Consider the following 24,989-nt stretch of genomic DNA (forward strand, 5'->3'; position numbering starts at 1 on the left):
TGCTTGAATTCGGGGAGTAGGTTCTGCTGTTCCAGGTAGGTCACCGTTCGGCGGTGGAGCTTGTACTCGGTTTCCCGGTGGCTGACACAGGCGTTGTAGTTGTAGAGGTAGCAGTGCAGACGACGAGCCTCAAACAAAGCCTTTTCCTGGGCTTTGCTGGGATACAGTCGAAAGGTCTGCCTTCTGGTTGCCATATGCGTTATCCTACCCCCACCTGTCCTAGTTCTGAGTGCTCCACAAATCCAGTGGCGCTATCCATCCCCACCCTACAGAGGGTGGGGAATTCCGCGCGTTTTGTTAAATTATGTATCCTTTATGAGAATGTTCGCTCCGATACTGAAAATGGATCCCTTCCAAGCCGCAAAGCCGCGATTGAGGCTGACATCTTTCTTCACGTTGTAAAGCTAGGTCAAGAAACGTTCTCTTTTGTAAAAAACTGCCGCTACGAAAGATAGGGAGCATTGGCCGGGATCCCAGATGGGAAACAGATTGAAAACCGATCTAAGCCTTTTTGCGCGAGGTAAAGCCGATTTACATTTTTTGATTTCATCGCTTCTTGCCTTCGCGGTAGAAAAAGACTGGAAACAAGGCGAGCCAGCTTCTCCTCGTCTGCCCAGTTGAGGTTGCCAGCAGCGGCTGAGGCTCCTTAGCCCAAGTCCGATCCCTTGGATGAAGGCCTGGATCTGGGAGCGAGCTTCGCTTGCTCATCTTGGTTCTATCGGCTTCGATCCCGTCGGCGGTTCTGTGAGTTAAACAGCACCTCTCGGCACTGGGGATCCAAGCGGTGTTGCATTCCTGGCCGGCAGGTGCTCTCTTGTCCGCTGCAGGGAATGTGGATTCATAACCTCTTTTACTTTCGCTAGGGAGATTCAAAACCATGAACGATGTATTTGGCAAAGTGGTTGCACAAGCTGACTCCAAAGGCGCTTTTTTGGGAGAGAACGAGTTTGCCGCTCTCCAGCAGGTAATTGCTGAGGGGAACAAGCGTTTGGACGCTGTGAACCGCCTCACCAGCAATGCCTCCAAGATCGTGACCGATGCCATCCGTCAGTTGTTTGCCGAGGAGCCCAATTTGAACGCTCCCGGTGGGCCTGCCTACCCCAGCCGCAATGTGGCTGCCTGTATGCGGGACATGGACATTATTCTCCGCTACATCACCTACGCCGTGGCAGCCGGAGATGCCAGTGTGCTGAACGAGCGCTGCTTGAACGGCCTGCGGGAAACCTATCAAGCCTTGGGCACCCCCGGTAGCTCGGTGGCCAACGGCATCCAAAAGATGAAAAAGGCTGCGGTGGCGGTGGTAAACGACCCCAACGGCATCACCCGGGGTGACTGCAGCGCTCTGATTGCCGAAATCGAATCCTACTTCGATCGCGCTGCTGCCGCTGTGGTTTGATCCCTTGTGGACTGAAGTTTCTGTTGTGTTCGGATCCAGTTATGAAGACCCTCTCTCAAATCTGAGGCAACTCAGGCTAGCAGGGGATCCCTAGAAAAGCAACTTTTTTTGCAGCGATTTTGCAGTTGAGACTTTGCAGCTTTGGCCTTGTTCTTTGCATTGAGCTTGAGTTAAGTAAAGGAGCGTTTTGAATCATGCAAACCCCAATTGTTGACGCCATCGCCACTGCCGACAGCCAAGGGCGCTACCTGAGCAACAGCGAATTGCAGGCCATCAATGGCCGTTTTCAGCGGGCTGCCGCCAGCATGGAAGCCGCCCGAGTTCTGAGCAGCCGTGCCGACGAGCTGGTGCGCGGTGCCACCGAAGCCGTTTACGCCAAGTTCCCCTACACCACCCAACCCGGTGGGCAGTGCCACACCCAAGCCGGCAAAGACAAGTGCGCCCGCGACGTGCGCCACTACCTGCGCTACATCACCTACTGCTTGGTAGCCGGTGGCACCGGTCCTCTGGACGAGTATCAGTTGGCCGGGATCCGCGAAATCAACGCCGCTTTTGAGCTCTCCCCCAGTTGGTTCATCGAAGCCCTGCGCTACATCAAAGCCAACCACGGCCTGACCGGGCAAGCGGCCACCGAAGCCAACACCTACATCGACTACGCCATCAACGCGCTCAGCTAAACCCTTGGCTTGGGATCCCTCTAAAAGGGTGACGCCGGCTAGCCAGTTGGCTCATCCCATAAACCAGGGGGGATGGCGAGGGAAGGTTGTTGAGGGCAACGGTGGTGAGCCTGCTACGTTGCGGAGAGATACGTTTGACCACGTGGGTTTGCGGATCAGTCTCCCCAATAGGAAGGCGCCACTGTTGCTCTTCTGCAGCTTGGGGCTGCCGATTTTTGATTTCTAATTTTAGTTTTCGATTTCTACAGTCGTTTCAGGCTAGGGTGAGACGCCTGGGCTATTGATCGCGCCAGCGGGACGGAGTCCTTGAAAAGCCTTTTGGCCCCCTGCATTATTGCTCCGCAACGCCGACGCGACGACGCAACCAACACTTTAGGTGTGGGTGCAATGTCCTAGCTTGAATCGAAATGACCCTAAACGCAAGCTTGTTCTCAATCTGTGTCCATTCAGTTCAATCGGGGGAATTAGCATGAGTGCAATTACAGCGGCAAGCCGGATGGGGATCCGGGGCATTACGGAGACCACCCCACTGGAGTTGCGCCCCAACGCCAGCCAGGATCAGCTCAATGCGGTGCTGCGGGCCATCTACCGTCAGGTGCTGGGCAACGACCATTTGTTTGGGGCCGATAGGAAGGAGCTAGCCAGTGCGGAATCGCTGCTGCGCCAGGGCAGCCTGACGGTGCGGGAGTTTGTGCGATGGATCGCCAAGTCCGAAGCCTACAAAAAGCGGTTTTTCTACCCCAACTCGCAAACCCGGGCCATCGAGCTCAATTTCAAGCATCTGCTGGGACGCGCTCCCACCAGCCCCAAAGACATCGCCCGCCATTTGGACATCTACCAATCTGGCGGCCACAGCGCGGAGATCGATTCCTACATCGACAGCCCAGAATACCTAGAAGCTTTTGGAGACAACATCGTCCCCTACCCGCGTGGGTTTGAATACCGCAAGGCCCATTCCACCCGCGACTTTACCAATCTCTTCGCTCTCTACGGGGGCTACGCCAACAACGATCGCTCCCAAGGGCCCAGACCCCGTCTGATGATGCCTTTGGCCACCGGGTTTACCCCGGCCATTCGCCGCATTGGGGTGCGGGGCCTGCTGCCGCCCAGCCCCATTTCCAAACACCTGGGGCCGCCAACGGGCCAGTCGGATCGCATGTTCTGTGTGGAAGTGACCCGACTGCTGAATCCGCCTTCGGCCCTGGCCACTTCCAGCCGAGTGCGCAAATCCAACCAGCAGATCTTCGTCTCTGCCGATCAACTGTCGGCAACAATGCAGCGGTTGCTCAAATCGGGCGCCAAGATCGTCAGTGTCCGCAGCGCTTAATCCCTTCTCGGTGTCCTCTCCGTTGTTGATTCCATGACCACTGCTGTTCCTCTGGATCCCAATCCGTCGGTGGATCTCACCCCGGCTGGACAAATCGCCAAGCTGCGCCACGGGGATCCGGGGGAACGCTACTATGCCGCTTGGTGGCTGGGACGCATGCGCATCGTCGAAGGGATCCCTGCCCTGATCGAGGCCCTGGCCGATGAAACGGATCGCACCGCTCAAGGGGGATATCCGCTGCGGCGCAACGCTGCTCGTGCTTTGGGTAAACTGGGATCCCTCGCCGGGATCCCTCCCCTGAAGGCGGCTTTGTCTTGCTCTGATGGCCAAGTGGTGGCAGCGGCTGCCCAGGCGCTGGTTGAGATTGCCTTTGCCAACAACCTCAACAGGGATCCCGACGAAGTGGAAAAGCTGGGATCCGCTTTGCTAGAAGGGCTGCGCCGTGTGGAGCGAGGACTGCAAACAGAAGCCCAAGCCGCCCTAGAGGCCATTATCGAGGCTCTTGGACAACTGCAGGTGGCTGCTGCCCTGGAGCCAATTCGTCCTTACCTAGAGCACACTTCCATTCGCTTGCAATGTGCGGCGGCGCGGGCCTGCTATCGTCTCACTGGGGATCCGACTTTTGCTCAGCGCCTGCTGTCGGTGTTGAATCACCACAACATCCATCTGCGGCGGGCTGCCCTTTTGGATTTGGGGGCCAGTGGCTATTTGCCGGCAGCACAAGCCATTGCGGTGGCGGCGGTGGAGGTCAACCTGAAGCTCCTCGCCCTCAAACAGTTGGTGGAGATCAACCTGGAACAACATCAAAGGATCCCCGGTGCTGAGCTGCAGCAGGTGCTCCGGCTGATCGACGAGCTGCTGTGAGCGGTGGTGCTTCTGGGCCCTTGCTGTTCACATTAGCGGGACGGAGTCCTTTGCAACTGACCTATCAAGGCATTGCCCATGAGTTTGTGCATCCCTCTGCAGCGATTCAAAGCCGTCAGAATCTGTCCGCTCGGCACCAGGGTTGGGCTCCGTGGCTGTAGCACTGCCTCAGTCTTTTGCCTTCCCGTATCGAGGTGCCGCCCTCAGTTTTGGAGCAAGGGCAACAGCAAGGATCCCTGAGGTGCAAGGGATCCCCTCAAGTTTCCTCTCGAAAGCACTTCATGACCTTGGTCGAGGAAACCCAAAGGACGCCGTCCCGCTGACGCGACCGGGGGGATGAGCATTTGTTGCAGCACCTGGCACAGGAACGGCAACTGTTGGCCTGTCCAACGGATGCGGCTAATGTCCAGCAATTGCTCGGAATGTTCGATATTCCCGATAATGGGAAGCGGCTCCTGGGATTCAAAGAGGGATCCGGGATCAGTTTGTTGTTGAGGCAGTGGTTGGGGTGCAGGACACAAGGTAATGGAGGAGTCTGCCACTCAGGAAGAGATCCCTGGGGGATCTCCTTCAGCAGGGCCATCCCGTTCGTTGATGTCGGTGGCGGGCTTGGTGGCCGGGGCGACCTTGCTCAGTAAGGGCATAGGCTTTATTCGCCAAGCTTTGATTGCAGCAGTGTATGGCTCGGGGCCGGAGTACAGCGCCTTCGGGGTAGCCTACATCCTGCCCGGTTTTCTGTTGATTCTGCTGGGAGGGATCAACGGCCCTTTTCACAGCGCCATCGTCAGTGTCCTCAAAAAGCAGCGGGATCGGGACAGGGAGGATGAGGCTGCCTGGCTGGAATCCATTTCCACCTTGGTAGGCTGCCTGCTCCTGCTGGTCAGCTTGGGCCTTTGGTGGGGAGCGGACTGGGTGGTGCGCCTGAATGCGCCGGGAGCCAGCCCCGAAGTCCATGCTCTGGCCGCTGCGCAACTGCGGATCATGGCCCCTTTGGCCTTGCTCTCGGGGTGGATTGGCATCGGCTTTGGAGCGCTGAATGCTGCCGAACACTACGCCTTGCCTGCCCTTAGCCCGCTGATCTCCAGCTTGGCGGTGATCGGGATCCTGGTCACGCTGGGATGGACGGGGATCCCAACTTTGCTGGCCTGGGGCGTGCTCATCGGGGCCATTGCCCAATGGTTGGCCCAAGTTCCGCTCCAGATGCGGTTAGGGCTGGGGCGACCGCGCCTGCGCTTTGAGTGGGGATCCCCGCAGGTACGGGCGGTGGGCTTGCTGATGTTGCCGGCGGTGATCTCCTCCGGGATGATCCACATCAATGTTTATGTGGATCTGTTTTTTGCCTCTTTCGTACCTGGGGATCGCACCATCGGCAACTTGGGATATGCCCAGCTTCTGGTACAAACGCCGCTGGGGATCCTCTCCAACATGGTGCTGGTGCCCTTGATGCCTCTCTATGCCCAGTTGGCAGGGGATGGATCCCGTTGGCCGGAGCTGCGCCAGCGTATCCGCCAAGGGCTGATGCTTACGGCAATTGTGACCCTGCCCCTGTCGATGCTGTTGGTGGCTTTGGCCGAGCCCATTGTCCAAGTGGCCTACCAGCGGGGGCGCTTTACGCCGGAGGTGACACAAGAGGTGGCAGCCCTGCTCATGGCCTATGGTCTGGGGATGACCGGTTACCTGCTGCGGGATGTGCTGGTGCGGATCTTCTATGCCCTGGAGGATGGGGCTACGCCTCTGCGCATCAGCAGCATGGCCATTGGCCTGAATGCCCTACTGGACTTTCTATTTTTGCAGGCTTTTGGAGCGCCGGGCATTGCCCTGGCCACCGCCGGCGTCAACCTGATAGCCGTGATCGGACTGGGGATCCGCCTCCACCAGCGCCTGCCAGGGATCCCTTGGCGGGAGATGGGACAAGCCCTACTGCCATTGCTGGGGAGCACCGTCCTGGCCGGGGGACTGAGCCATTGGCTGTGGACCCAACTGCGCTCCTACGAGATTGTGGGGTCTCCCCTGCTCACCGCCATCATTTGGGCCGGGCTGGCCGCGGGTTTAGGTCTAAGCTTGTTCGCCGCCGGAGCTCTCTACCTGCGGATCCCAGAAGTGGAGTGGGCAGCAGCCCGACTGCGGAAACGGGTAGGACGCTGGGGGAGCCAGTGGGCAAGCCGGAACTAGCTGATAGCTTCCAGGTAATCTCGCACGCGGTTGCGTCGCTTCGGCTGACGCAGCTTCTGCAGGGCTTTGGCCTCAATTTGCCGCACCCGCTCTCGCGACAGATCCAAGGCGCGACCGATTTCCGCCAGCGAATAGGTGCGCCCATCCCCCAAGCCGAAACGCATGCGGATCACATCCCGCTCGCGGCTGGTCAGATCCGAGAGCAACTGCTGCAGATCCCGGTGCAGGGCTTCCCGCATCATGGTCTCTTCTGGGGAAATGTCGTCGGTTTCCAGCAGATCCCCCAGTTCGGTGTCTTTGTCTTTGCCCACCTTGGTTTCTAGAGATACAGAGCGCGGCACCCGCACCAACAGTTCCCGCACCTGGGGCGGGGTCATCTCCAGCTCGGAGGCGATGTCTTCGATGGTGGGAGTACGGCCCTTTTCCTGGGAGAGCTTGCGCTGCGCTTTTTTGATCTTGTTCAGCTTCTCGGTGATGTGGACGGGCAGGCGGATGGTGCGGCTTTGGGTGGCAATGGCACGGGTAATGCCCTGCCGGATCCACCAGTAGGCGTAGGTGCTGAAGCGGTAGCCCTTTTTTGGGTCGAACTTTTCCACCGCCCGCTCTAGGCCCAGCGTACCCTCTTGGATCAGATCCAACAGCTCCAAGCCGCGGTTTTGGTATTTTTTCGCCACCGACACCACCAGGCGCAGGTTGGCCTTGATCATGTGTTCTTTGGCACGCTTGCCAATCCGCTGAATCTGCTGCAGCTTTTCAGGGGTCAGTTGCGCCCACTCGGGGTACTGGTTGGCCTTAGCCACCCATTCCGCAAGAGTTGGATCCCGTCCCAACTCTTTCTGCAAACGCAGACGCAAATCCAAGAGCTTCATGTAGTCTTGGACTTTTTGGGCCAGGGCCACCTCTTCATCGCGCCCCAACAGAGGAACACGACCGATCTCTTGTAAATAGAGACGCACCAGATCGGTGGAGCGGCGGGTCGGCTCCTCTTCCAGTAGCTCGCCATCGGCCAGATCCACCTCTGCTTCTTCGGCGGCCTCGAGGAGATCGGCGGAGCTATCCAACAAAATGTCGTTGAGTTCAGGTTCGTAGTTAGACATGTAAGGTGTTGCTGATGGAGCGACAGGGGTGGACAGTCCAGTGGGCTGAGAGAGGGATGGTAAACGATGTGGAGCGGGTTAAGCTTAAGTGTTCCCCTTTGCTCAACGCCTTGCGGCATTCGGAGGAAAATCACACATTGACCTCTTCCTCAACCCGACCTCATGCCCATACCCCACAGAGAAAGGCTAACGTGGCAGTGAAGGGATCACGCAACGGGTAGAGCGTGAGTCCCTTATCATAACTTAATTATAGTTGCATTTCTCATCTCAGAGGCATGAGATCCAGCGTAGGATCCCCCCAGTTCAACCGTCACCGCCACTGCGAAAAAGCGTATTGCCCTCAGGGTGAACCCAGCAGCTCGTCCTTGGGGGAAGTAACCCATCCATCCTAGAGGGTCTAAACTTCAAAGGTAGCGTGTAAATTGCTTTGCCTATTCCAATCTATTCGATTCTATTCGATGAACTGTTCCCATTCACCTATCCCACCCAGCTGTGGGGGAGCCAGACTCCCCGAACAGGTCAACCCCCTTCCTCTGGGCGGACTGGGCTCTGCTCAGGCACTTGGGTTGGCCATAGCCCCGCTGACGGGGGAAAAGGTTTCAACCTTGGCGTTGACGACTCTATTGGCCATCGGTCTATTCTTTTTTCTGCGAGCTGCGGGCAAGGATCGCGTGGAGAGTCGCCTCTACTTTAGCAGTCGCAGCCTGGAAGAAATGGGATCCGCTCTACGGGAGCACTTGGAAAGGCGTGGCTATCGTCTCCAGTCCGCCGATGCCGAGGGGATCGCCACCTTTGCAGGGCAGGGTCAGGCTAGCGTGGGGCTGGCCCTTTTTTTGACGGGGCTGGCGGGGACGGGACTGGCCTGTTTGGCCTTGGTGCTGCAGACCCTTGAGCCGGGGTGGGGAGCTTGGCCCTGGATGGTGGTGCTGGCTTCTCCTTGGGCGGGTTGGTACTACCGGCAGCGCAACCAACGCCCGGAACAAATCCGCCTGAAACTGCAGGAAGCCGACGAGGACTCTGTCCCGCTCTCGTCCTGGGAACGAGCGCCAACGGCTTCTGGATCCCACCTGTGGGTGGAGGGGCATCGGGATGAGCTGGATGGGCTGGCTGCAGCCCTGGGGTTGCAAGAACGGGATCTGGATTAGGGGTAGGGGAGTCTAAGGCCAATCGGGAGAGAGAGGTGCTGGGATCAAAGACAGTTGATCCCCAACGGCAGGGTCGGGGATCCCATTGGGAGCGGGCTCTTTTTTGGAGTTCTTTTGGGCGAGGCGGCTTTTCCCTTGGTTTCTCAAGCCCAGGCCGATGCGGCTGTGTTTTTCCACCAAGGCCAGCACCTGTTCGGCCCGCTGGATTACCGGCTGCGGCAGGCCAGCCATGCGTCCCACCTCGATGCCATAGGAGCGATCTGCCCCCCCAGGCTGTACCTGGTGCAAGAAGATGATGCGATCTTGCAATTCCTTGACCACCACCTGAAAGTTGGCTACGTTGGGCAGCAAGGTCTCCAGTTGGTTGAGCTCGTGGTAGTGGGTGGCAAAGACCGTACGGGCGCGCACCTGAGTGGCCAGGTATTCCGCCACCGCCCAGGCAATGGAAAGGCCATCGAAGGTAGCGGTGCCTCGGCCAATCTCGTCCAGCAGCACCAAGGAGCGCTCGCCGGCGTGGTTGAGGATGTTGGCGGTCTCGTTCATTTCCACCATGAAGGTGGACTGGCCGGTAGCCAGATCGTCCACAGCGCCAATGCGGGTAAATACGCGGTCGCAGAGGCCCAACTCTGCCCGCCGCGCGGGGACAAAGCTGCCCATCTGGGCCAGGATTTGGATGAGCCCAATTTGCCGCAGGTAAGTGGACTTGCCGGACATGTTGGGCCCGGTGAGGACGATCAAATCGGGGCCGTGGGGGGATCCCAGTTGCACCGAATTGGGCACGAAGAGGCCCTGGGGCAGGGATTTTTCCACCACCGGGTGGCGACCCTCCTCGATGATCAGCCGGCGGTCTGTTGTGAGGAGGGGACGGGTGTATCCCTGCTGCACTGCCACTTCCGCCAGGCCAAACAGAGCATCGACGGCAGCCAGGGTCTGGGCCACTTGGCGGATGGCTTCGGCCCGGGATCCTGCCTCTTGGCGCAACTGCACAAACAGCTCGTATTCCCGCTGGTTGATGTCGGTTTGGGCTGTGAGGATGCGGGCCTCTTTTTCTTTGAGCTCGGGGGTAATGAACCGCTCTTCGTTGGTCAGGGTTTGCTTGCGGATGTACTCTTTGGGGACTTGGTGGGCCTTGGCGCGGCTGATGCTGAGGTAGTAGCCGAAGGCCTTGTTGAAGCCCACCTTGAGAGTGGGGATCCCAGTGCGGTCGCGCTCGCTTTTTTCCAACTGGGCAACCCACTGGCGGTCTTGCTCCACCTGCTGCCGCAGCCTGTCCAGCTCGGGATCCACGCCGGCTCGGATGAGGCCCCCCTCGGTGAGCACAGGGGGAGGGGAGGGCAGGAGGGTGTGCTCGATGCGTTGGCCCAGCTCAACCAGGGCGGGATCCACCTGTTGCAGGCTTTGCAAGAGGGGAGTCTTGGCTTCCCCCACCAGCTCGGCCAACTGGGGCAGTTTGCCCAAGGAGGATCCCAAGGCCACCATCTCGCGCGGGTTGGCGGTGCCCGATCCGACGCGGTTGGCCAGCCGCTCCAGGTCGTACAGAGAGTCCAGAAGGGATCCCAGGCGGGCCCGCAGAGAAGGGTTTTCCAAAAGCTCTTGGATGGTGTCTTGGCGAAGGCGGATTTGCTCCGAATCCCGCAAAGGCTGCATTAGCCAGCGCCGCAAAGTGCGCCCCCCCATGGCTGTACGGCTGTGATCCAGCACCCAGAGCAGGGATCCGACAAAGGATCCCTCGCGGATGGTCTGGGTGAGCTCCAAGTTGCGCCGGGTTTGGGCATCCAAGATGAGGTAGTCCGTGAGCTGGTAGGTGCGAGGGGGAGGCAGGAGCGGGTGGCCTCCCTGGGGAGAAGGCTGCAGCAGGGTCTTTGGTGCTACGCACCGCTGAGGCGAATGGGTTTCTTCTAAGTAGTGCAAAAGCCCTCCCGCTGCTCGCACCGCCAGAGGCAATCCCTCACAGCCCAATCCTTCCAGAGAGCGCAGGCCGTAGGTCTGCATGAGGTTCTCCCGCGCCACCGCCAGTTCAAAAGGTTCGGCTGGGCGCAGGGTATAGGCGTATTGGTTGGGGAGACCCAGGGGCTTCTGGGGATCCCCTGGACGGATGAGGCCTAGTCCCAGCCCCTCCTCGGTGGGCAGCAAAACCTCTGCCGGCTGCAGCCGGGCCAGTTCCTGCTCCAGTTGCTCTTGCCCCTCGCTTTGACACACCCAGAACTCGCCGGTGGAGATATCCGCATAGGCTAGGCCCCAGCGGCAGGGAGCCTGCTTCGATCCTTTGAGCCGCACGACGGCTGCCAGGTAGTTGTTTTGCCGCGCCTGCAGCAGCTCCTCTTCGAGGACGGTGCCAGGGGTGATCACCCGCGTCACTTCCCGCCGCACCAAGCCCTTGGCCTGATCTGCCGGCTCCATCTGGTCGCAGACGGCCAGGGCATAGCCTTTGGCCACCAACTGGGTGGCATAGCGGTCAAAGGCGTGGTAAGGGATCCCGCACATGGGTACCCTGCCGATGGCTCCGGCCTCTCGCCCGGTGAGCACCAGCTCCAGCTCCCGCGACACCCGCTGGGCGTCCTGGAAGAACATCTCGTAGAAATCCCCCAGGCGGTAGAGCAAGATGGCGTGGGGATACTGCCGCTTCAGCTCCACATAGTGCTGCATCATGGGGGTGAGCAGGGTGGGATCCACCTCTAAGGCATCCCAAGTAGGCTCGGCGGAAGAACTCATGGCATCAAAACGTGGGCAAGCAATGGGCTGAAGGTTCGGAGTCTAGCCAACTCGGGCCGACCAGCTTGGGCCATTCTAGATCCAGGTCTAGATGAAGTTTGAGACGTTTCCCCAGCCCTTCTCCCCTGATTCCCATTTCGCGGTTGGTTGCCATGACCTCGCTCAGGGTAGTTGGATCCCCCCTGAGGTAAGTCTGAATGGCTGGGCAGAGGCGCTGCCCGGTCTTGTCCAAAAGCCCTGAAGCGCAAGAGGGAGAAATTTAGGCACAAGCTATTAAAACTGACTTGCAACATCCAAGAAGCCTTGCTATTCTAGCGACTACGTTTTGTTGAGTTTGACTTTCAATAAAGCTCGGGAGGGAGGCCTGGCCAACTTGGCTGAGTTTTCCATCCCGCCCTTGCGGGCGGAGGGGGTTTCTTGGCCTCAGAAGGCTCTCTTCCTGGGCAAAGCTCGAGAGGTTTTCCCGGTGCTGGTCGATCGCGAGTGTCCGTATACAGAGGTTGAGGGGGGCAGAGGCTGGGGGCAAAGAAAGCGGCTGCTCTCGCCAATCGGTTTGACCTGTTTGCTATTGAGTTTCATTTTCCTAGTACTTTTGGTCTCGATTGCTTTGGGATCCGTTCCCATGACTTTCCCAGAACTCTGGCAAGCCCTGTGGGGGCAGGGGGATCCCATTCGGCAGACGATTGTTTGGCAGTTGCGGCTGCCGCGGGCGCTCTTGGCCCAGTTGCTGGGGGCGGCTCTGGGGATGGCAGGGGCCCTGTTGCAGGGGATGCTGGGCAATGGGCTGGCGGATCCCTACCTGCTGGGCATTTCGGCGGGGGCGGGCCTGGCGGCGGTGGGGTTGCTCACCTTGGGAGAGTGGACGGCTTGGGTGCCCCTGGCCGCTTGGGTGGGCGGGGTGCTGACTACCGTGTTGGTGTACGGGTTGGCGCGTACTCCCTCGGGACTGGCGGTGGAGCGGCTGATCTTGGCGGGGGTGGCCGTCAGCGCCCTGTTTGGGGCCATTAGCTCCACCTTGTTGTTGATGGCAGATGACCGGGTGCAGGTGGCTCTCACCTGGTTGATCGGCAGCTTGAGCGGGCGGGGCTGGCCAGAGGTGCAGGTGGCCGGGGCGTATATCCTGGTCGGCTTGGGATTGGGATGGGGGCAGGCGCGGGCTTTAAACCTGCTGAGCTTGGGGGAAGAGATGGCGGTGAGCTTGGGGATCCCTCTGGCGCGGACGCGGGTGGTGATTGGTCTGGTGGCGGCTTGGCTGGCGGCAACCGCCGTCAGTGTGGGGGGGTTGATCGGCTTTGTCGGTTTGGTGGTGCCCCACATGGTGCGGCAGGGGGTGGGATCCGATTACCGCTGGCTGTTGCCCCTTTCTGCCTTGGCAGGGGCGACCCTGCTGAGCGGTGCCGATATCCTGAGCCGTTTGGGCCCGATAGAGCTGCCGGTGGGGATTGTCACCGCTGTGATGGGGGCTCCCTTTTTCGGCTGGCTGCTGTGGCAGCAGGGGGCAGGGCGATGAGAGAGCCCATCCTGCAGGTCGAGGATTTGAGCGGGGGCTACGGATCCCGGACGGTGGTGCGACAAGTGAGCTTCAGCGTGCAAAAGGGGGAATGGCTGAGCATTGTCGGCCCCAATGGTTCCGGCAAATCGACGGTGCTGCGACTGTTGAGTCGGGTTCTGATTCCCCAAGCTGGGCGCGTGTACTTGGGCGGTCGGGATCTGCACGCTCAACTCACTCCAAAGCAGGTGGCCCGGCAGTTGTCTCTTTTGCCCCAGCAGCCGAGGATCCCGGCAGGGCTGACGGTGCGGCAATTGGTGAGTCTGGGGCGTTCTCCCCACCAGCCCTGGTGGGCGTGGCAGTTGACGCCGGCGGATCGGCAGCGGGTGGAGTGGGCTCTGGAGCAAGCAGGACTGGGATCCCTGGCGCTGCGGCGGGTGGAAACCCTTTCGGGGGGCGAGCGGCAACGGGCTTTTCTGGCGTTGGCTTTGGTGCAGGAGCCGCAGGTGTTGCTGTTGGATGAGCCCACCACCTTTTTGGATCTGCGCCACCAACTGGAGCTGCTGGAGCTGTTGCAACGGCTGAAGCAGGAGCAGGGCCTGACGGTAGTTACGGTGCTGCACGACCTGAATTTGGCCATTCGCTACAGCGAGCAGATTGCCTTGCTGGGATCCGGCCAGATGCAGGCCCTGGGGTCTCCCTTGGCGGTGTTGACCCCCAGCCGGGTGCGACAGGTGTTTGGCCTGGAGGTGGAGTGGATCTCGACTCCGGTAGGGCCACAGCTTTGCCCCCTGCGCAGCACAGCTCCAGCGGCAGCAAGGCTCCTCTCCCTGCCGGTGTCAGGGTGCTGAGGGAGGGTTTGTCCGGTTTTGCAGTGAATTTTCCCTGTTGTGGATTTCGAGGAGCATGAGAGGTTATGCGCGTGAACGGTCGTTGGTGGCGGGTGGTGAGTTTGGGGTTGAGTTTGGGAGTGGGCTGGGGATCCCTGTCCCAGGCTCAGCCCAATGCCCGGATCCCTGATTCGACAACTCCGCCGCTGTTGGCCCAGGCCACCCCTGCACCGACCACCCTGCCAGAGCAGATTAGGGAGCTGAAGGCGCAAATCGAAGCTGCCCGCCAGCGGGGGGATCAGGCAGAGGTGGAGCGGCTACAGGCCGAACTTCGGGCTCTCCAGCAGGAAGGCACGCCGATCTTTAACCTGCAACAGGTCACCGTAACCGGTACTCGCACCGAGCGCACCTTGGCCGACTCGCCCGCCAGCATTACCGTCATCGACCGGGAGCGGTTGCGGCGGGAGCTGCTTCAAAACATTCAGGATCTGGTGCGCTACGAGCCGGGGGTGAGCGTGCGGCGCAGCGTTCGCTACGGCCTGCAGGACTTCAACATCCGCGGCCTCGACGCCAACCGGGTGTTGATCCAGGTGGATGGGATCCGCCAGCCGGAGCGATTTTCCTTCGGCCCCTTCACCATTGGCCGGGATACCTTTGAGCTGGAGACCCTGAAAACTGTAGAAATTATCCGCGGCCCCGCCTCCACCCTCTACGGCAGCGACGCGCTGGGGGGTGTGGTGACCTATACCACCCTGGATCCAGCCGATCTGCTGGGGGAACGGGACAGCCATGTGGGCCTGTCCAGCCAGTACGACAGCAAAAACCAAGGGTACGTCAACACCCTCAGCTTGGCGGGTCGGCAGGATAACTTAGAGGCTCTGCTCATCTACACTCGCCGCGACGCCAGAGAGCCGGATATCCAGGCGGATCCCAGTTTCAAGGATCGGCAGACGGTGGAGGGAGACAATGTTCTGGCCAAGCTGGTCTATCGCTTCAGTCCCTTTGACAGCCTCACCCTGACGGCGGAATACTTCAACAACCGCACCACCACCACCTTTTCGCCCCGCAACCTGGATCCCGGCATCCGCCTTTTCAGGGAGACCATTGAGACCGAGCGCAGCCGCCTCAGCTTGGAATATCGCTACGCCAACCCCGATACCCCCGCTTTTGAGCTGGCCACCGTCCAGATCTACTACCAGCCGGCCCGCACCCAGGAGCCCAGCGTGGAAGAACGCACCCTCACGGTACAAGGTCGGCCCGTGCCTGTGCGTCGGGATACCTTCAACGAGCTGGTCAGCAACATTCTGGGAGCCAGCGTACAGGCCCAGAGCCGCTTCCAAACCGGGGATCTCTCCCACCGCTTGGTGTATGGAATGGAGATCTCCACCACCCGCAACGAACGTCCCCGCAACCGCTTCCAAACCAACCTGCTGACCGGGGCAGTCACCCAAAACATCCCCCCGGACACTTTTCCCACCAAAGATTTTCCCGACTCCGATACCGTGCGCTTTGGGCTGTATTTGCAAGATGAGATCGACTTTGGGGGCGGCAACTTTACCCTCATCCCCGGCATCCGCTACGACACCTACCGCCTCACCCCCAGCCCTGACGAAGCCTTCTTGAAAAGTGGGGCAGAAGCCGCCAGCCTGTTTGCCGATGCCATTTCTCCCAAGGTGGGCCTGGTGTGGAGGATTAATCCCAACCTCACCTTTACGGCCCAGTACAACACCGGTTTTCGGGCCCCTCAGTACAACGAAATCAACAGCGGCTTCACCAACCTGGTCAGCCCCTTCTTCCGCTACCGCACCCTTTCCAATCCCAACTTGCGACCGGAAACCAGCCAAGGCTTTGAAGTGGGGTTGCGGGGGATCTACCCCCAGGCCAGCTTTAGCTTGGCCGCCTACTACAACACCTACAACGACTTTATCGAGGCTTTCCGGGAGGCGGGATCCGAGCCTTCACCCCCCGGCCCGCCAGGGAGCCCGCCACCTCCACCGGTGACTCTCTTTCAGAGCCAGAACGTCAGTCGGGCCCGCATCTATGGTGTAGAAGCCACCGGGCAGTACTTCTTCAGCCCCGATTTGACCGGCTGGAGCCTCAATGGCAGCTTTGCCTGGGCGGTGGGGGATAACCTCACCGAAAACAAACCCCTCCTTTCCATTGAGCCACTGACGGCAGTACTGGGACTGCACTACGACGATCCCAGCCAGATCTGGGGAGCCAGGTTGGTGGCCACGCTGGTGGCGGATCCCCGCGACCCGCAACGGGAGGTAGTGCAACCGAACCCCAACGCTCCACCTCAAATTCCGTTTGTGCCCAAGGGCTACACCGTGGTGGATCTGCTGGGCTACTACAACCTGGACGACAACTGGCAATTGAATTTCGGGGTGTTCAATCTCTTTGATGAAAAGTATTTTCTCTACTCCGAAACCCGCTCTCTCTTTGTCGGCCCTGAAGTGGAACGGCGGGCCCAGCCGGGACGGCATGCTGCGCTCAGTTTTTCCACCCGGTTTTAGGGGCCAAGACCTGAGGCCGTGTTTACTCTGGATCCTGCTCTAACCGATGCTTGCCGAGCCACCTGCCCGCACCCCCAAGGGATCCCTCTCTCTTCTTCGGAAGTCCTGTCCCCAGCTTTTGTGGCGACTGCAGGGGTGGTATTGGCAGCAGGCGGGCATGGCCTGGGAGGCGGGGCTGGCTTGGTTGGCGTTGTGGCTTTGGGCTGGCGCAAGAGAGAGCGGCTGGCTGGAGTGTGCCGAGGAGCTGCTGCAAGAGGCTTGGGTGGCCGGCTATAGCTGGGCTGCCCTCTGGACAGCTTGCCAGGAGGGGGAAGATCCGCCGGGGACCGTCCTCCACCTGCGAGCCAGGGATCCCCGACCGCTGCGCCGGGAGGGGTTGATTTCCCTCCTCTTGCACCTGATGGCGCTGCTGGGGCTGGCTTGGTGGGGATCCCGGCCTTTATCAGACGCAGAACTCCGGATCCCAGTCACGCTTTTGCTGGAGGATCCCGAGCCACAGTTGCTCGAACCGGATTCAGAATCCATAGAATCTCTCCCACCAGAGCCAACAGCAGAGCCGCCCGGCCCGGCCCCGGAATCGCCCCCTGCAGACGATCTATCTCCACCGGAGCCTGTGCCCCAAGAGATCGAGATGCCAGCCATCCCGGAGGCTGAATCTTTGCTGGCCCTGCAAACTCCGACCCCTACACCCATTCCCACGGCAAAGCCAGAACCCACCCCTACTCCTCCACTGACCCCATTACCGACAGCCACCCCGCAACCCACTCCTCCGCCACAACAGCCCACCCCAACTCCGGCGGTTACCCCCACCTTTACAGCGACTCCACTCACCTCCGCCCCGGTTACCTCAAGCACCCCTCTGCCCCGCTTTACCCCCTTGATCCAAGGGATCCGTTCCAGCGTAAAGACTGCCGCCGCTCCGCCTTCCCCCGGCAGCGAGAGCAGATTGGGGCCAAGGGATCCTGAAACTGGGACACCTGGCGGTATAGGTGCAGCCCAACCCCATTCCTCTGCCCCAACACCTGCCACCCCCAGTTCCTCCCCACCGACAGTGGCTGCCAACCCCCAGCCGGACATCCTGGCCCGCCCGATCCCCGGTCGCAATCCTCCGCCCCCCTACCCTCCTCAAGCTCGTCGTCTCGGCCAACAGGGGCAGGTGCTGCTGCGGGCCAAGGTCAATGCCCAGGGGCAGGTGCAGCAGGTGGAGATCGCCTCTTCCAGTGGGTTTCCCGCCCTGGATAGGGCAGCGCAGGAGGCGGTGCAGCGGTGGGAATTCAGCCCGGCCTTGAGAAACAACGCCCCCATCGAGTCTTGGGTGGTGGTGCCCATCCAGTTCACCCTCAATTGATTGCTGTTTGGGAATTGTTTTGGAGATTGTCTATGCTGTCTCGTCTTTCTCGCCGTCAACTGTTCGCCTTTGGTCTGGCCAGCGTGGGGGCCTGGGGAATGGGGCGTTTGGCCCAAGCCCAAGGTCGGATCCCTCAGGAGCCACTCCTGTCAGCGAGACAGAGTCCTTTTCGTCGGGTAGCCAGCCTCACCACCTTGACTGCCGATATCCTCTATCGCTTGGCCCCCGATAGGTTGGTGGGGATCCCTGCCGGTCGTTTGTTGGAGGAGGATCCCCGCTTCCAAGGCTTGACCCGCCTGGGGCTGGGCAACCAACCCAACCTGGAGCAGCTTGTGGCCCTACAACCGGACTGGGTGGTGGGGGCCAGTGGCTTTCACGAGGCTCTGGCAGAACGGCTGCAGGAGCTGGGGATCCCCACCTACCTCACCCGCGTGGACAGTTGGGCTGCTTTGGAAGAGACGATTGCCACCCTGGCTGCTGCTTTGGGGGCGGATCCCGATCCCTTGCTGCGGCAGTATGGATCCCTTTTGCCCCAGGAACTGCCCCGCGTTCGACCCAAAACCTTGCTCTTGGTGGGCACCCAGCCGATTCTTTCTCCCAACCGGCAAAGCTGGGCCGGGGATCTGCTGGAACGCTTTGGCGCGGACAATCTCACCGCTACCTTGCAAAGCCAAGGGCCTTTTCGGGGCTACGTCACCCTTTCGGCAGAGCGCATCCTGGAAGCCAACCCAGAAGTTCTGCTGGTGGTCAACCCGGAGGCGGCGGATCCCTTGGCGTTTTTCCGTTCCCGCCCCTTTTGGAATCGGTTGCAAGCCGTCCAAACTGGGAAAGTTTATGGATTTGACTACTACGGCTTGGTCAATCCCGGTAGCTTGGAGAAAATTAGAGTTGCCTGCGAGCAGTTAGCCCGCATTTTTTGAACGGACTTGGAGTGTCTCTCTAGTCCAAGCTATAGCGGGTCAGGCGCTGCACTTGCTCGGGAGCAAGGCCAAGCTCTTGGGCAATCTGAGCCGACACCTGGTCTGGATCCATTTGTGGAAATTCAAATTCCAGCTTGCGCAGGTGGGGATTGGTGGTAGTCACCTCCACCTTGGTGTAGCCACGGGAGCGGCGGATCTCCGCCTGAATGGAAAGAATATCCAGAGCCAAGGTGGCTTGTTGCTGGCTGCGAATCGCCAAAGGTTGCTCTAGCCGGCGAGGACGGCTCAGCGCTTGGCCCGTCACCCACTCTCCCCCCGCCACAAAAAGAAGCCCTGCCAAGGGCAGCACCAGCCAAAAATCAAACCCTAGATCTTGCCACCGATGGATTTTGGGCCACCCCACCGTTGTTCTCTCCCTTGCAGAGGGCTATTTCCGTGATCCATCCTAGCCTGGGCAGTGGGAACTGGCCGTCTTGGTCAACGGCGCACAGGACGATGCGAATTTTGCTGGTGGAGGACGACCCGGAACAGTTGGAGCCTTTACAGGCTGCCCTGTCCAAGTGCGGCCACGTGGTTGACTGTGCCAAGGAAGGGGAGATGGCTGCCTGGCTGATGGAGGAGAAAGCCTATGATCTCCTGATTTTGGATTGGATGCTGCCGGGGCCAAGCGGGATCCAGCTCTGTCGGCAATACCGCCAATCGGGGGGATGTGCGCCGGTGCTGATGTTAACTGCCAAAGACGCAACATCGGATGTGGTGCAGGGGTTGGATGCGGGGGCGGACGACTATTTGGTCAAGCCGGTGGATCTGGTGGAGCTGCTGGCACGGGTGCGGGCTTTGGGACGCCGTTCCCCCCAATGGCAAGGAGACAGCCTCAGCCTGGGATCCCTGCACTTGCACTTGGCCAGCCTGACCCTAGAGCGGCAGGGGAGGCAGGTACAGCTTTCGGGCAAGGAGTTTCAATTGATGGAATACCTGATGCGCCATCCCAACCAGGTGCTCAGTCGGGGCCAGATCGAGCAGGCGGTGTGGGAATGGGGCTGTGAGCCGGAGAGCAATGCCGTGGCTGCGTTGGTGCGGCGGTTGCGGCTACGGTTAAAAGAGGTGGAGGCCCAAGATTGGCTGGAATCGGTGTATGGCCAGGGGTACCGGCTGCGCATAGCCTCTCCAGAAGAGAACCCATGAAAGCAGTTTCTAGGGGGTGGCGATGGAGGTGAAAAGAGCTGAACACAAGCATTCTCTCCCATGGCTGGGCTGGAACTGGGTTTCCCTGGCACACCCCCTTCAGCCGCACCTGGGGCAGAAGGCTGCGACAAGAGGGACGGGATCCCTGGTGTTTCACCACAGCCGCCGTCGCTTGGCCCGCAGCTTTGCCGGGGTCATGGGGGGGATCCTGCTGGTGTTTGCCGCCGTCTTCTACCGCTTGGAAGTGGAGAACCAGTTGCAGGCTTTTGACGAGGAGCTGCAGGTTCAGGCCAGGATCATGGCGGCAGCCATTAAGTACGAGCTGCGCCAGGGGCAGTGGCGGTTGGTGTTGAACGAGGTGCCCTTTTTGGGGGGGAAAACCCAACCCCTCGACCATCACTTGGCCTATGTGCGCTGGTTCGATCCTGCTCCCGGCACCGGAAGGGAAAGCTTGGGATCCCTGCGCCAGTACACGGGATCCCGGCCTCCTCTGGAGCTGTTTGACTTGGATGGCCCGCCTCACCATCTCCAACTGGGTTTCCAAACGGTGGAAGGAGAGAGCGGCTTACTGTTGCGCCAGCTCACGCTGCCGGTGCAGCAGGAGGAAAAGCTACTGGGCTACTTGCAACTGGCGGTGCCCCTGGAACCGCTGCAACTTACCCTGGGTCGCTTGCGCTGGGGGTTGGGGATCGGGATCCCGCTGACGCTGGCGTTGATCGGCGGGGCCGGCTGGATCTTGGGGGGGCTGGCGATGCAGCCGATTCGTCGCTCCTACGAGCAGTTGCAACGCTTCACTGCCGATGCTTCCCACGAGTTGCGCGCCCCCCTGGCCGCCCTGATGAGCAATGCTCAAATGGCTCTGCTGGCCCCGGAACAAGCTCAACCTCGCCTGGAAAAGGTGGTGAGCGGTGCCCGCCGCCTCAGCGTGCTGATCGATACCTTGCTGCAGTTGGCCCGCCAGCAGGGATCCCTGCCCCTGGAGGATCTGCCGCTTCTGAATTTGCGAGCGCTGTTGCAGGAGCTGAGCGAGCAATACCGCCCCCAAGCTGAGGCCCTTGGCCTTCACTGGCAATGCCACCTGCCTGAGACGGATCTTTCTGGGGGTTGGCTTGTGCGGGGGAACGCTGCCCTGCTGCGGCAGGCCATCGAGAACCTACTGCGCAATGCCCTGCAGTACACCCCTGCAGGCGGCACAGTGCAGGTGAGCCTGGAAAGCCAGCGCCAGCGCGCTTACCTCCACGTCAAGGATACAGGCATTGGCATTCCCCCCGAGCATCTGCCCCATCTGTTTGAGCGGTTTTACCGGGTGGATGAAACCCGTGCTCGCCATACGGGTGGGTTCGGTCTGGGCCTGGCCTTGGCCCAGCAGATCGTCACCGCCCATCGGGGATCCCTGCGAGTGGCCAGCCAAGTGGGAGAGGGATCGATATTTACGGTAGAGCTGCCCTTGTCATCTTCACGTCATTTTTCTCCGCCATTCTCAAGATGAGCCGCGATAACCCAAACCGGCTTGTCCTGTCGATTGGAGTCTATGACCAATGACGATTCGTTCCTCTTTTGCTCGCGCTCTGGGTTGTTCTCTGCCGATTTTGGTTCTGCTCACCCCCCTGGTGCTGGGATCCCCGGCGCAAGCCCAGCGGGGCAGACGCTCTGCTCCTGAAGCCACAGCTCCCCTTCAGGTACAGCCAACTTGGCAGCGCCCGCGGGATCTTGAGCGAGCCAGCCGCGATCTGGCTAAGGCGCAGCGACACCTGGCCGAAGCCAGCTTCCTCTCTCAGCGGGGGTCTTCCCCAGAGGCTGCCCGCCTTTTGGAACACGGCCAGGAGAGGTTCACCAACGCCCAAGCCTCACTTGAGGCGGGGAACTTCTTCGCCGCCCGCGAGCAGGCCAAAGCAGCGGAAAACTTAGCCAAAGCAGCCAAAGTTCTCTACGAAGCGGAGCTGGGTTTCATGGGCCGCCCTGGCCGTTCCTTCTTCGAGGCCCCTTTCCGGGCTCAGGAGTACCTCAGCCGGCTGCAAGCGGAGATGGCCTTCGCCAACATCAACTCCGGCAGCGTCTCTGACCTGCAGAATCAAGTGCAGAACCTGTTGGGCGACGTAAGTACGGATCCCAGCAGCTACACCTTCGCCGACTACAGCCGTAGCAAAGCTGCCCTCTACTCCGCCCGCGCTGCCCTACACCTGTTGGCGGCTGAGCGCCTCGGGGGGATGACTACCCTGACCAGGCGCTGATCTGGCCTACCCGGAACTGGGGATAGAGGGGATCCCTGCTGGCTGAGTCTTCGGGGTTAACCCCTCTACCTTCTCTTGCCCCTGCTGCAGTTGGGTCAAAGTGAAAGCCCCCAAAGCGGGGGCTGTTCTTGGTTAGATATTGATCGCGTCTTTACATCTGCCCTTAGTGTACCTGCGTTCTCTGCACCTGCGCCACTTTCGCAACTACCGGGATCAAGAGGTCACCTTTGACGCGCCCAAAACCATCCTGGTGGGGGAGAACGCCCAGGGCAAGACCAACCTGCTGGAAGCGGTGGAGCTGTTGGCCACCTTGCGCTCGCGGCGGGCCAGCCGGGATCGGGAGCTGGTATACCAAGAGGAGCGACAAGCCCAGATTGCCGCCACGGTGGAACGGCTGGGTGTGGCCCATGAGCTGGTGATGGAGCTGCGCAGCAGCGGCAGGCGATCCCTGAAGGTGGACGGGCAGGTGCTGCGCCGCCAGGCGGACTTTTTGGGACAGGTGAATGCCGTGGTGTTCTCCAGCCTGGATCTGGAGCTGGTGCGGGGCGCTCCGGAGACGCGGCGCCATTGGTTGGACGGGGTGTTGCTGCAACTGGAGCCGGTTTATCTCGGCCTGGTGGAGCAATATCGCCAGATCCTCAGGCAGCGCAACGCCCTTTTGAAGCAGGATCCCAAGGACTCTGTCCCGCTAACGCAAGCGGCTGCTGGCGTTCAGTTCTCGCAGATGGCCTTCTGGGATGCCCAACTGGCCACCACCGGTAGCCGAATTATGCGCCGCCGCGCCCGGCTGCTGCAACGGCTGGAGCCTTTGGCTGCTCACTGGCACCGGGTCATTAGCGGTGGACGGGAAACCCTGACCCTTACCTATCGACCCCAAGTGCCCCTGCCGGATCCCCAGGCCAGCCCCGAAGTGATCCAAGCCCAGTTTTTGGCCGAGATCCGCGCCAAAGCCGCCGCCGAACACTCCCTGGGCAGCTCTCTGGTGGGCCCCCATCGGGATGAAGTGGAGCTGTGCATTAACGGAGTTGCCGCCCGCGCCTATGGATCCCAAGGCCAGCAGCGCACTCTGGTTTTGGCTCTGAAATTGGCGGAGCTGGAGCTGATCGAGCAGGTGGTCAGGGATCCGCCCTTGCTGCTCTTGGACGATGTGCTGGCCGAGCTGGATCTGCAGCGGCAAAACCAGCTCTTGGAAGCCATTCAGGAGCGCGTGCAAACCTTGGTTACCACCACCCATCTGGGATCCTTCGACGCCAGCTGGCTCAAGGCCGCCCAAATCCTTCAGGTGCAAGGGGGGCAGCTTTTTCCCAGCAAAACAGGGGATGGGATCCCGTAGGGCAGGCCGGAGCTCTGGCAGTGAGGGAAACCCTATCTGGGAGGGGGGCTGGGGGTGGTCGCGTCAGCGGCGCCGAGCGCTTGGGCTTTACAGCCGAGCGCGATCCAGGCTGCGGTATTGAATCGCTTCGGCAATGTGGGTGGGGGCAATGGCCTCCGCGCCCTCGAGATCGGCGATGGTGCGGGCCACCTTGAGGATGCGGTCGCTCCCCCGCGCAGACAGGGCCAACTTTTGGATGGCGCTTTCCAAGAGCTTGCGACAGGGATCCGAAAGGGAGCACCACTGCCGCAGGTGGCGGGATTGCATCTGAGCGTTGCAGTGGATCCCGGGCTCCTGTTGGAAGCGCTGCCGTTGCCGTTGCCGGGCTTGTTCCACCCGTTGCCGCACCGCTTGGGAGGGCTCGCCGCTCTGGGCGCGAACAATTTCTTCCGGCTTGAGGCGACTCACCCGCACCTGCAAGTCAATCCGATCCAACAGGGGCCCCGAAAGTTTGGACCAGTAGCGCTCCCGCTGTTGCGGCGTGCAGGTGCAGGGGTGAACCGGATCCCCGTAAAAGCCGCAGGGACAGGGGTTGGTGGAGGCCACCAGGGTGGTTTGGGCGGGAAACTCCAGGGAAACGCGGGCGCGGGAGATGGTAACCTTGCCGTCTTCCAGGGGTTGGCGCAGCACCTCTAACACCTCCCGCCGGAACTCCGTCAGCTCATCCAGGTAGAGGATGCCATGGTGGGCCAGCGAGATCTCGCCGGGTTTGGGGTAGGATCCCCCACCTACCAAGGCCACTGCCGAAGCCGAGTGATGAGGCGCGCGAAAGGGCCGCTGGGTGATCAAGGCGGTTTGTCCACCCAGGTGGAGATTTTGCCGCAACAGGCCGGCTGCCGAGTAGATGCGGGTGATCTCCAACATCTCTTCCCACTGCAACTGGGGCAAAATGCCGGGCAGTCGCCGGGCCAACATGGTTTTGCCCGCCCCAGGGCTGCCCACCAGCAACAAGTTGTGCCCACCTGCCGCCGCTATCTCCAAGGCCCGCCGGGCGTGTTCTTGTCCTTTTACGTCCGCCAAGTCCAGAGGGGATTCCCAATTGGCCGACACCATCTGTTGCGGTTGGATCTGGATCGGCTTAACCCCGTTCGGGTGCTGCAGCCAGTTCACCACCGCCGCCAAGGAAGGCAACCCATACACTTGGATCCCTTGCACCACTGCTCCTTCCGGCCCATTTTCCTGGGGCACCACCAGGCGGCGGATCCCCATCTCAGCAGCACTGGCGGCAATGGGCAGAACCCCGGCCACCGGGCGCAGGGCGCCGTCTAGGGCCAATTCCCCCACCATCAGGGTGTTGGCCAGAGCTTCCCGCTCAATCACCCCTGAGGCCGCCAGGATCCCAATGGCGATGGTCAGATCGAAGCTGGGGCCCTCTTTGCGCAGATCGGCAGGGGCCAAGTTGACGATGATCCGCCGCTGGGGTAAAGCAAAGCCGGAGTTCTTGATCGCCGCCCGCACCCGCTCTTTGGCTTCCTGAACGGCGGCATCGGGCAGTCCCACCAAGGTGATCTGGGGCAAGCCACCGCCCACATCCACCTCCACCGTGACCCGCACGGCCTTGAGTCCCAGCAGAGCGGCAGCCGTGACTTGGGCAAACAAAGAGAGCGCCTCCGCCAAAGATAAGTAAAGATCTCAACTCATCCTGGCAGAAGTTTTGGCCGACGCATCCCCCCTCCCCCTTAGCTGCATTTCCAAGAGGAGAATGTTA

At 60.7% G+C, this 24,989-nt stretch carries 20 protein-coding genes and 1 pseudogene; 15 read left to right on the forward strand and 6 right to left on the reverse strand.

Features of this window, described 5'->3' with window-relative positions:
• Nucleotides 1-194 (reverse strand): annotated as a pseudogene (locus tag NW849_RS00855) (RNA-guided endonuclease TnpB family protein); the annotation flags it as partial.
• Between the two features lie 683 nt (nt 195-877).
• On the opposite strand from NW849_RS00855, the gene NW849_RS00860 reads away from it, so the two are divergent.
• The 4 genes from NW849_RS00860 (at nt 878) to NW849_RS00875 (ending at nt 4,264) form a co-directional block, all read left to right on the forward strand.
• Nucleotides 878-1,396 carry a phycocyanin subunit beta gene (locus tag NW849_RS00860; RefSeq protein ID WP_011434282.1) on the forward strand — a complete coding sequence of 173 codons (519 nt, stop codon included), beginning with the start codon at nt 878-880 and terminating at the stop codon, nt 1,394-1,396.
• 194 nt (nt 1,397-1,590) lie between these two features.
• Complete coding sequence (locus tag NW849_RS00865) at nt 1,591-2,073, forward strand: phycocyanin subunit alpha (protein WP_011434281.1); 483 nt, start codon at nt 1,591-1,593, stop codon at nt 2,071-2,073.
• Nucleotides 2,074-2,542: 469 nt separating this feature from the next.
• Complete coding sequence (locus NW849_RS00870) at nt 2,543-3,400, forward strand: phycobilisome rod-core linker polypeptide (protein WP_414332161.1); 858 nt, start codon at nt 2,543-2,545, stop codon at nt 3,398-3,400.
• A gap of 33 nt (nt 3,401-3,433) precedes the next feature.
• A complete protein-coding gene (locus tag NW849_RS00875; protein WP_414355513.1) occupies nt 3,434-4,264 on the forward strand; it encodes a HEAT repeat domain-containing protein in 831 nt (276 codons plus the stop codon).
• A gap of 203 nt (nt 4,265-4,467) precedes the next feature.
• Here the strand turns inward: NW849_RS00875 and NW849_RS00880 are convergent, their stop codons facing one another.
• Nucleotides 4,468-4,806, reverse strand: coding sequence for a hypothetical protein (locus NW849_RS00880; protein WP_414355514.1), 339 nt, complete (start codon nt 4,804-4,806; stop codon nt 4,468-4,470).
• Between NW849_RS00880 and murJ the strand changes: the two genes are divergently transcribed.
• On the forward strand, nt 4,790-6,436 hold the full coding sequence (murJ, locus tag NW849_RS00885; RefSeq protein ID WP_414355515.1) for a murein biosynthesis integral membrane protein MurJ: 1,647 nt from the start codon (nt 4,790-4,792) through the stop codon (nt 6,434-6,436). The two genes, NW849_RS00880 and murJ, sit on opposite strands and share 17 nt — an antisense overlap.
• Here murJ and sigC read toward each other — a convergent pair.
• Nucleotides 6,433-7,533, reverse strand: a complete 1,101-nt coding sequence (gene sigC, locus NW849_RS00890; RefSeq protein WP_414355516.1) for an RNA polymerase sigma factor SigC — start codon at nt 7,531-7,533, stop codon at nt 6,433-6,435. The two genes, murJ and sigC, sit on opposite strands and share 4 nt — an antisense overlap.
• Before the next feature lie 605 nt (nt 7,534-8,138).
• Here sigC and NW849_RS00895 point away from each other — a divergent pair.
• The gene (locus tag NW849_RS00895) at nt 8,139-8,678 is read left to right on the forward strand and encodes a cofactor assembly of complex C subunit B (protein ID WP_414355517.1); all 540 of its coding nucleotides are present in this window, start codon (nt 8,139-8,141) and stop codon (nt 8,676-8,678) included.
• Nucleotides 8,679-8,690: 12 nt separating this feature from the next.
• On the opposite strand, the gene mutS is transcribed toward NW849_RS00895, so the two are convergent.
• Nucleotides 8,691-11,390 (reverse strand): DNA mismatch repair protein MutS, encoded by a 2,700-nt coding sequence (gene mutS, locus NW849_RS00900; protein WP_414355518.1) that lies wholly within the window; start codon nt 11,388-11,390, stop codon nt 8,691-8,693.
• Nucleotides 11,391-11,856: 466 nt separating this feature from the next.
• Here mutS and NW849_RS00905 point away from each other — a divergent pair, with 466 nt between their 5' ends.
• From NW849_RS00905 to NW849_RS00925, 5 genes are all read left to right on the forward strand, one after another.
• Nucleotides 11,857-12,900: a FecCD family ABC transporter permease gene (locus NW849_RS00905; RefSeq protein WP_414355556.1), complete on the forward strand. Its 1,044-nt coding sequence runs from the start codon at nt 11,857-11,859 to the stop codon at nt 12,898-12,900.
• Nucleotides 12,897-13,730: an ABC transporter ATP-binding protein gene (locus NW849_RS00910; RefSeq protein ID WP_414355519.1), complete on the forward strand. Its 834-nt coding sequence runs from the start codon at nt 12,897-12,899 to the stop codon at nt 13,728-13,730. The genes NW849_RS00905 and NW849_RS00910 overlap by 4 nt, the downstream gene beginning before the upstream one ends.
• A 65-nt stretch (nt 13,731-13,795) precedes the next feature.
• Nucleotides 13,796-16,225 carry a TonB-dependent hemoglobin/transferrin/lactoferrin family receptor gene (locus NW849_RS00915; RefSeq protein WP_414355520.1) on the forward strand — a complete coding sequence of 810 codons (2,430 nt, stop codon included), beginning with the start codon at nt 13,796-13,798 and terminating at the stop codon, nt 16,223-16,225.
• 46 nt (nt 16,226-16,271) lie between these two features.
• The gene (locus tag NW849_RS00920; RefSeq protein WP_414355521.1) at nt 16,272-17,573 is read left to right on the forward strand and encodes an energy transducer TonB; all 1,302 of its coding nucleotides are present in this window, start codon (nt 16,272-16,274) and stop codon (nt 17,571-17,573) included.
• A gap of 32 nt (nt 17,574-17,605) precedes the next feature.
• Nucleotides 17,606-18,493, forward strand: coding sequence for an ABC transporter substrate-binding protein (locus NW849_RS00925; protein ID WP_011434267.1), 888 nt, complete (start codon nt 17,606-17,608; stop codon nt 18,491-18,493).
• Between the two features lie 19 nt (nt 18,494-18,512).
• Here the strand turns inward: NW849_RS00925 and NW849_RS00930 are convergent, their stop codons facing one another.
• Nucleotides 18,513-18,896, reverse strand: a complete 384-nt coding sequence (locus NW849_RS00930; RefSeq protein WP_414355522.1) for a hypothetical protein — start codon at nt 18,894-18,896, stop codon at nt 18,513-18,515.
• Nucleotides 18,897-18,988: 92 nt separating this feature from the next.
• On the opposite strand from NW849_RS00930, the gene rppA reads away from it, so the two are divergent.
• The 4 genes from rppA (at nt 18,989) to recF (ending at nt 23,242) form a co-directional block, all read left to right on the forward strand.
• The gene (rppA, locus tag NW849_RS00935; protein WP_414355523.1) at nt 18,989-19,678 is read left to right on the forward strand and encodes a two-component system response regulator RppA; all 690 of its coding nucleotides are present in this window, start codon (nt 18,989-18,991) and stop codon (nt 19,676-19,678) included.
• Between the two features lie 22 nt (nt 19,679-19,700).
• Nucleotides 19,701-21,167, forward strand: a complete 1,467-nt coding sequence (locus tag NW849_RS00940; protein WP_414355524.1) for a sensor histidine kinase — start codon at nt 19,701-19,703, stop codon at nt 21,165-21,167.
• 49 nt (nt 21,168-21,216) lie between these two features.
• Nucleotides 21,217-21,909: a DNA-binding protein gene (locus NW849_RS00945; protein ID WP_414355525.1), complete on the forward strand. Its 693-nt coding sequence runs from the start codon at nt 21,217-21,219 to the stop codon at nt 21,907-21,909.
• A gap of 166 nt (nt 21,910-22,075) precedes the next feature.
• Nucleotides 22,076-23,242 (forward strand): DNA replication/repair protein RecF, encoded by a 1,167-nt coding sequence (gene recF / locus NW849_RS00950; protein ID WP_414355526.1) that lies wholly within the window; start codon nt 22,076-22,078, stop codon nt 23,240-23,242.
• A gap of 87 nt (nt 23,243-23,329) precedes the next feature.
• Here the strand turns inward: recF and NW849_RS00955 are convergent, their stop codons facing one another.
• Nucleotides 23,330-24,880 carry a YifB family Mg chelatase-like AAA ATPase gene (locus tag NW849_RS00955; RefSeq protein WP_414355527.1) on the reverse strand — a complete coding sequence of 517 codons (1,551 nt, stop codon included), beginning with the start codon at nt 24,878-24,880 and terminating at the stop codon, nt 23,330-23,332.
• Nucleotides 24,881-24,989 lie beyond the last annotated feature (109 nt).

Origin of the sequence: Synechococcus sp. R55.3, from assembly GCF_047461975.1 — a bacterium.
Classification (GTDB): domain Bacteria; phylum Cyanobacteriota; class Cyanobacteriia; order Thermostichales; family Thermostichaceae; genus Thermostichus.

Excerpts from the sequence above, each read along its gene's own strand:
- murJ (WP_414355515.1), top strand. The coding sequence starts at position 4,790 with ATGGAGGAGTCTGCCACTCAGGAAGAGATCCCTGGGGGATCTCCTTCA.
- NW849_RS00860 (WP_011434282.1), top strand. The coding sequence starts at position 878 with ATGAACGATGTATTTGGCAAAGTGGTTGCACAAGCTGACTCCAAAGGC.
- NW849_RS00945 (WP_414355525.1), top strand. The coding sequence starts at position 21,217 with ATGACGATTCGTTCCTCTTTTGCTCGCGCTCTGGGTTGTTCTCTGCCG.
- mutS (WP_414355518.1), bottom strand. The coding sequence starts at position 11,390 with ATGAGTTCTTCCGCCGAGCCTACTTGGGATGCCTTAGAGGTGGATCCC.
- NW849_RS00910 (WP_414355519.1), top strand. The coding sequence starts at position 12,897 with ATGAGAGAGCCCATCCTGCAGGTCGAGGATTTGAGCGGGGGCTACGGA.
- NW849_RS00865 (WP_011434281.1), top strand. The coding sequence starts at position 1,591 with ATGCAAACCCCAATTGTTGACGCCATCGCCACTGCCGACAGCCAAGGG.
- rppA (WP_414355523.1), top strand. The coding sequence starts at position 18,989 with ATGCGAATTTTGCTGGTGGAGGACGACCCGGAACAGTTGGAGCCTTTA.
- NW849_RS00870 (WP_414332161.1), top strand. The coding sequence starts at position 2,543 with ATGAGTGCAATTACAGCGGCAAGCCGGATGGGGATCCGGGGCATTACG.
- NW849_RS00915 (WP_414355520.1), top strand. The coding sequence starts at position 13,796 with ATGCGCGTGAACGGTCGTTGGTGGCGGGTGGTGAGTTTGGGGTTGAGT.
- NW849_RS00920 (WP_414355521.1), top strand. The coding sequence starts at position 16,272 with ATGCTTGCCGAGCCACCTGCCCGCACCCCCAAGGGATCCCTCTCTCTT.
- NW849_RS00940 (WP_414355524.1), top strand. The coding sequence starts at position 19,701 with ATGGAGGTGAAAAGAGCTGAACACAAGCATTCTCTCCCATGGCTGGGC.
- NW849_RS00925 (WP_011434267.1), top strand. The coding sequence starts at position 17,606 with ATGCTGTCTCGTCTTTCTCGCCGTCAACTGTTCGCCTTTGGTCTGGCC.
- sigC (WP_414355516.1), bottom strand. The coding sequence starts at position 7,533 with ATGTCTAACTACGAACCTGAACTCAACGACATTTTGTTGGATAGCTCC.
- NW849_RS00875 (WP_414355513.1), top strand. The coding sequence starts at position 3,434 with ATGACCACTGCTGTTCCTCTGGATCCCAATCCGTCGGTGGATCTCACC.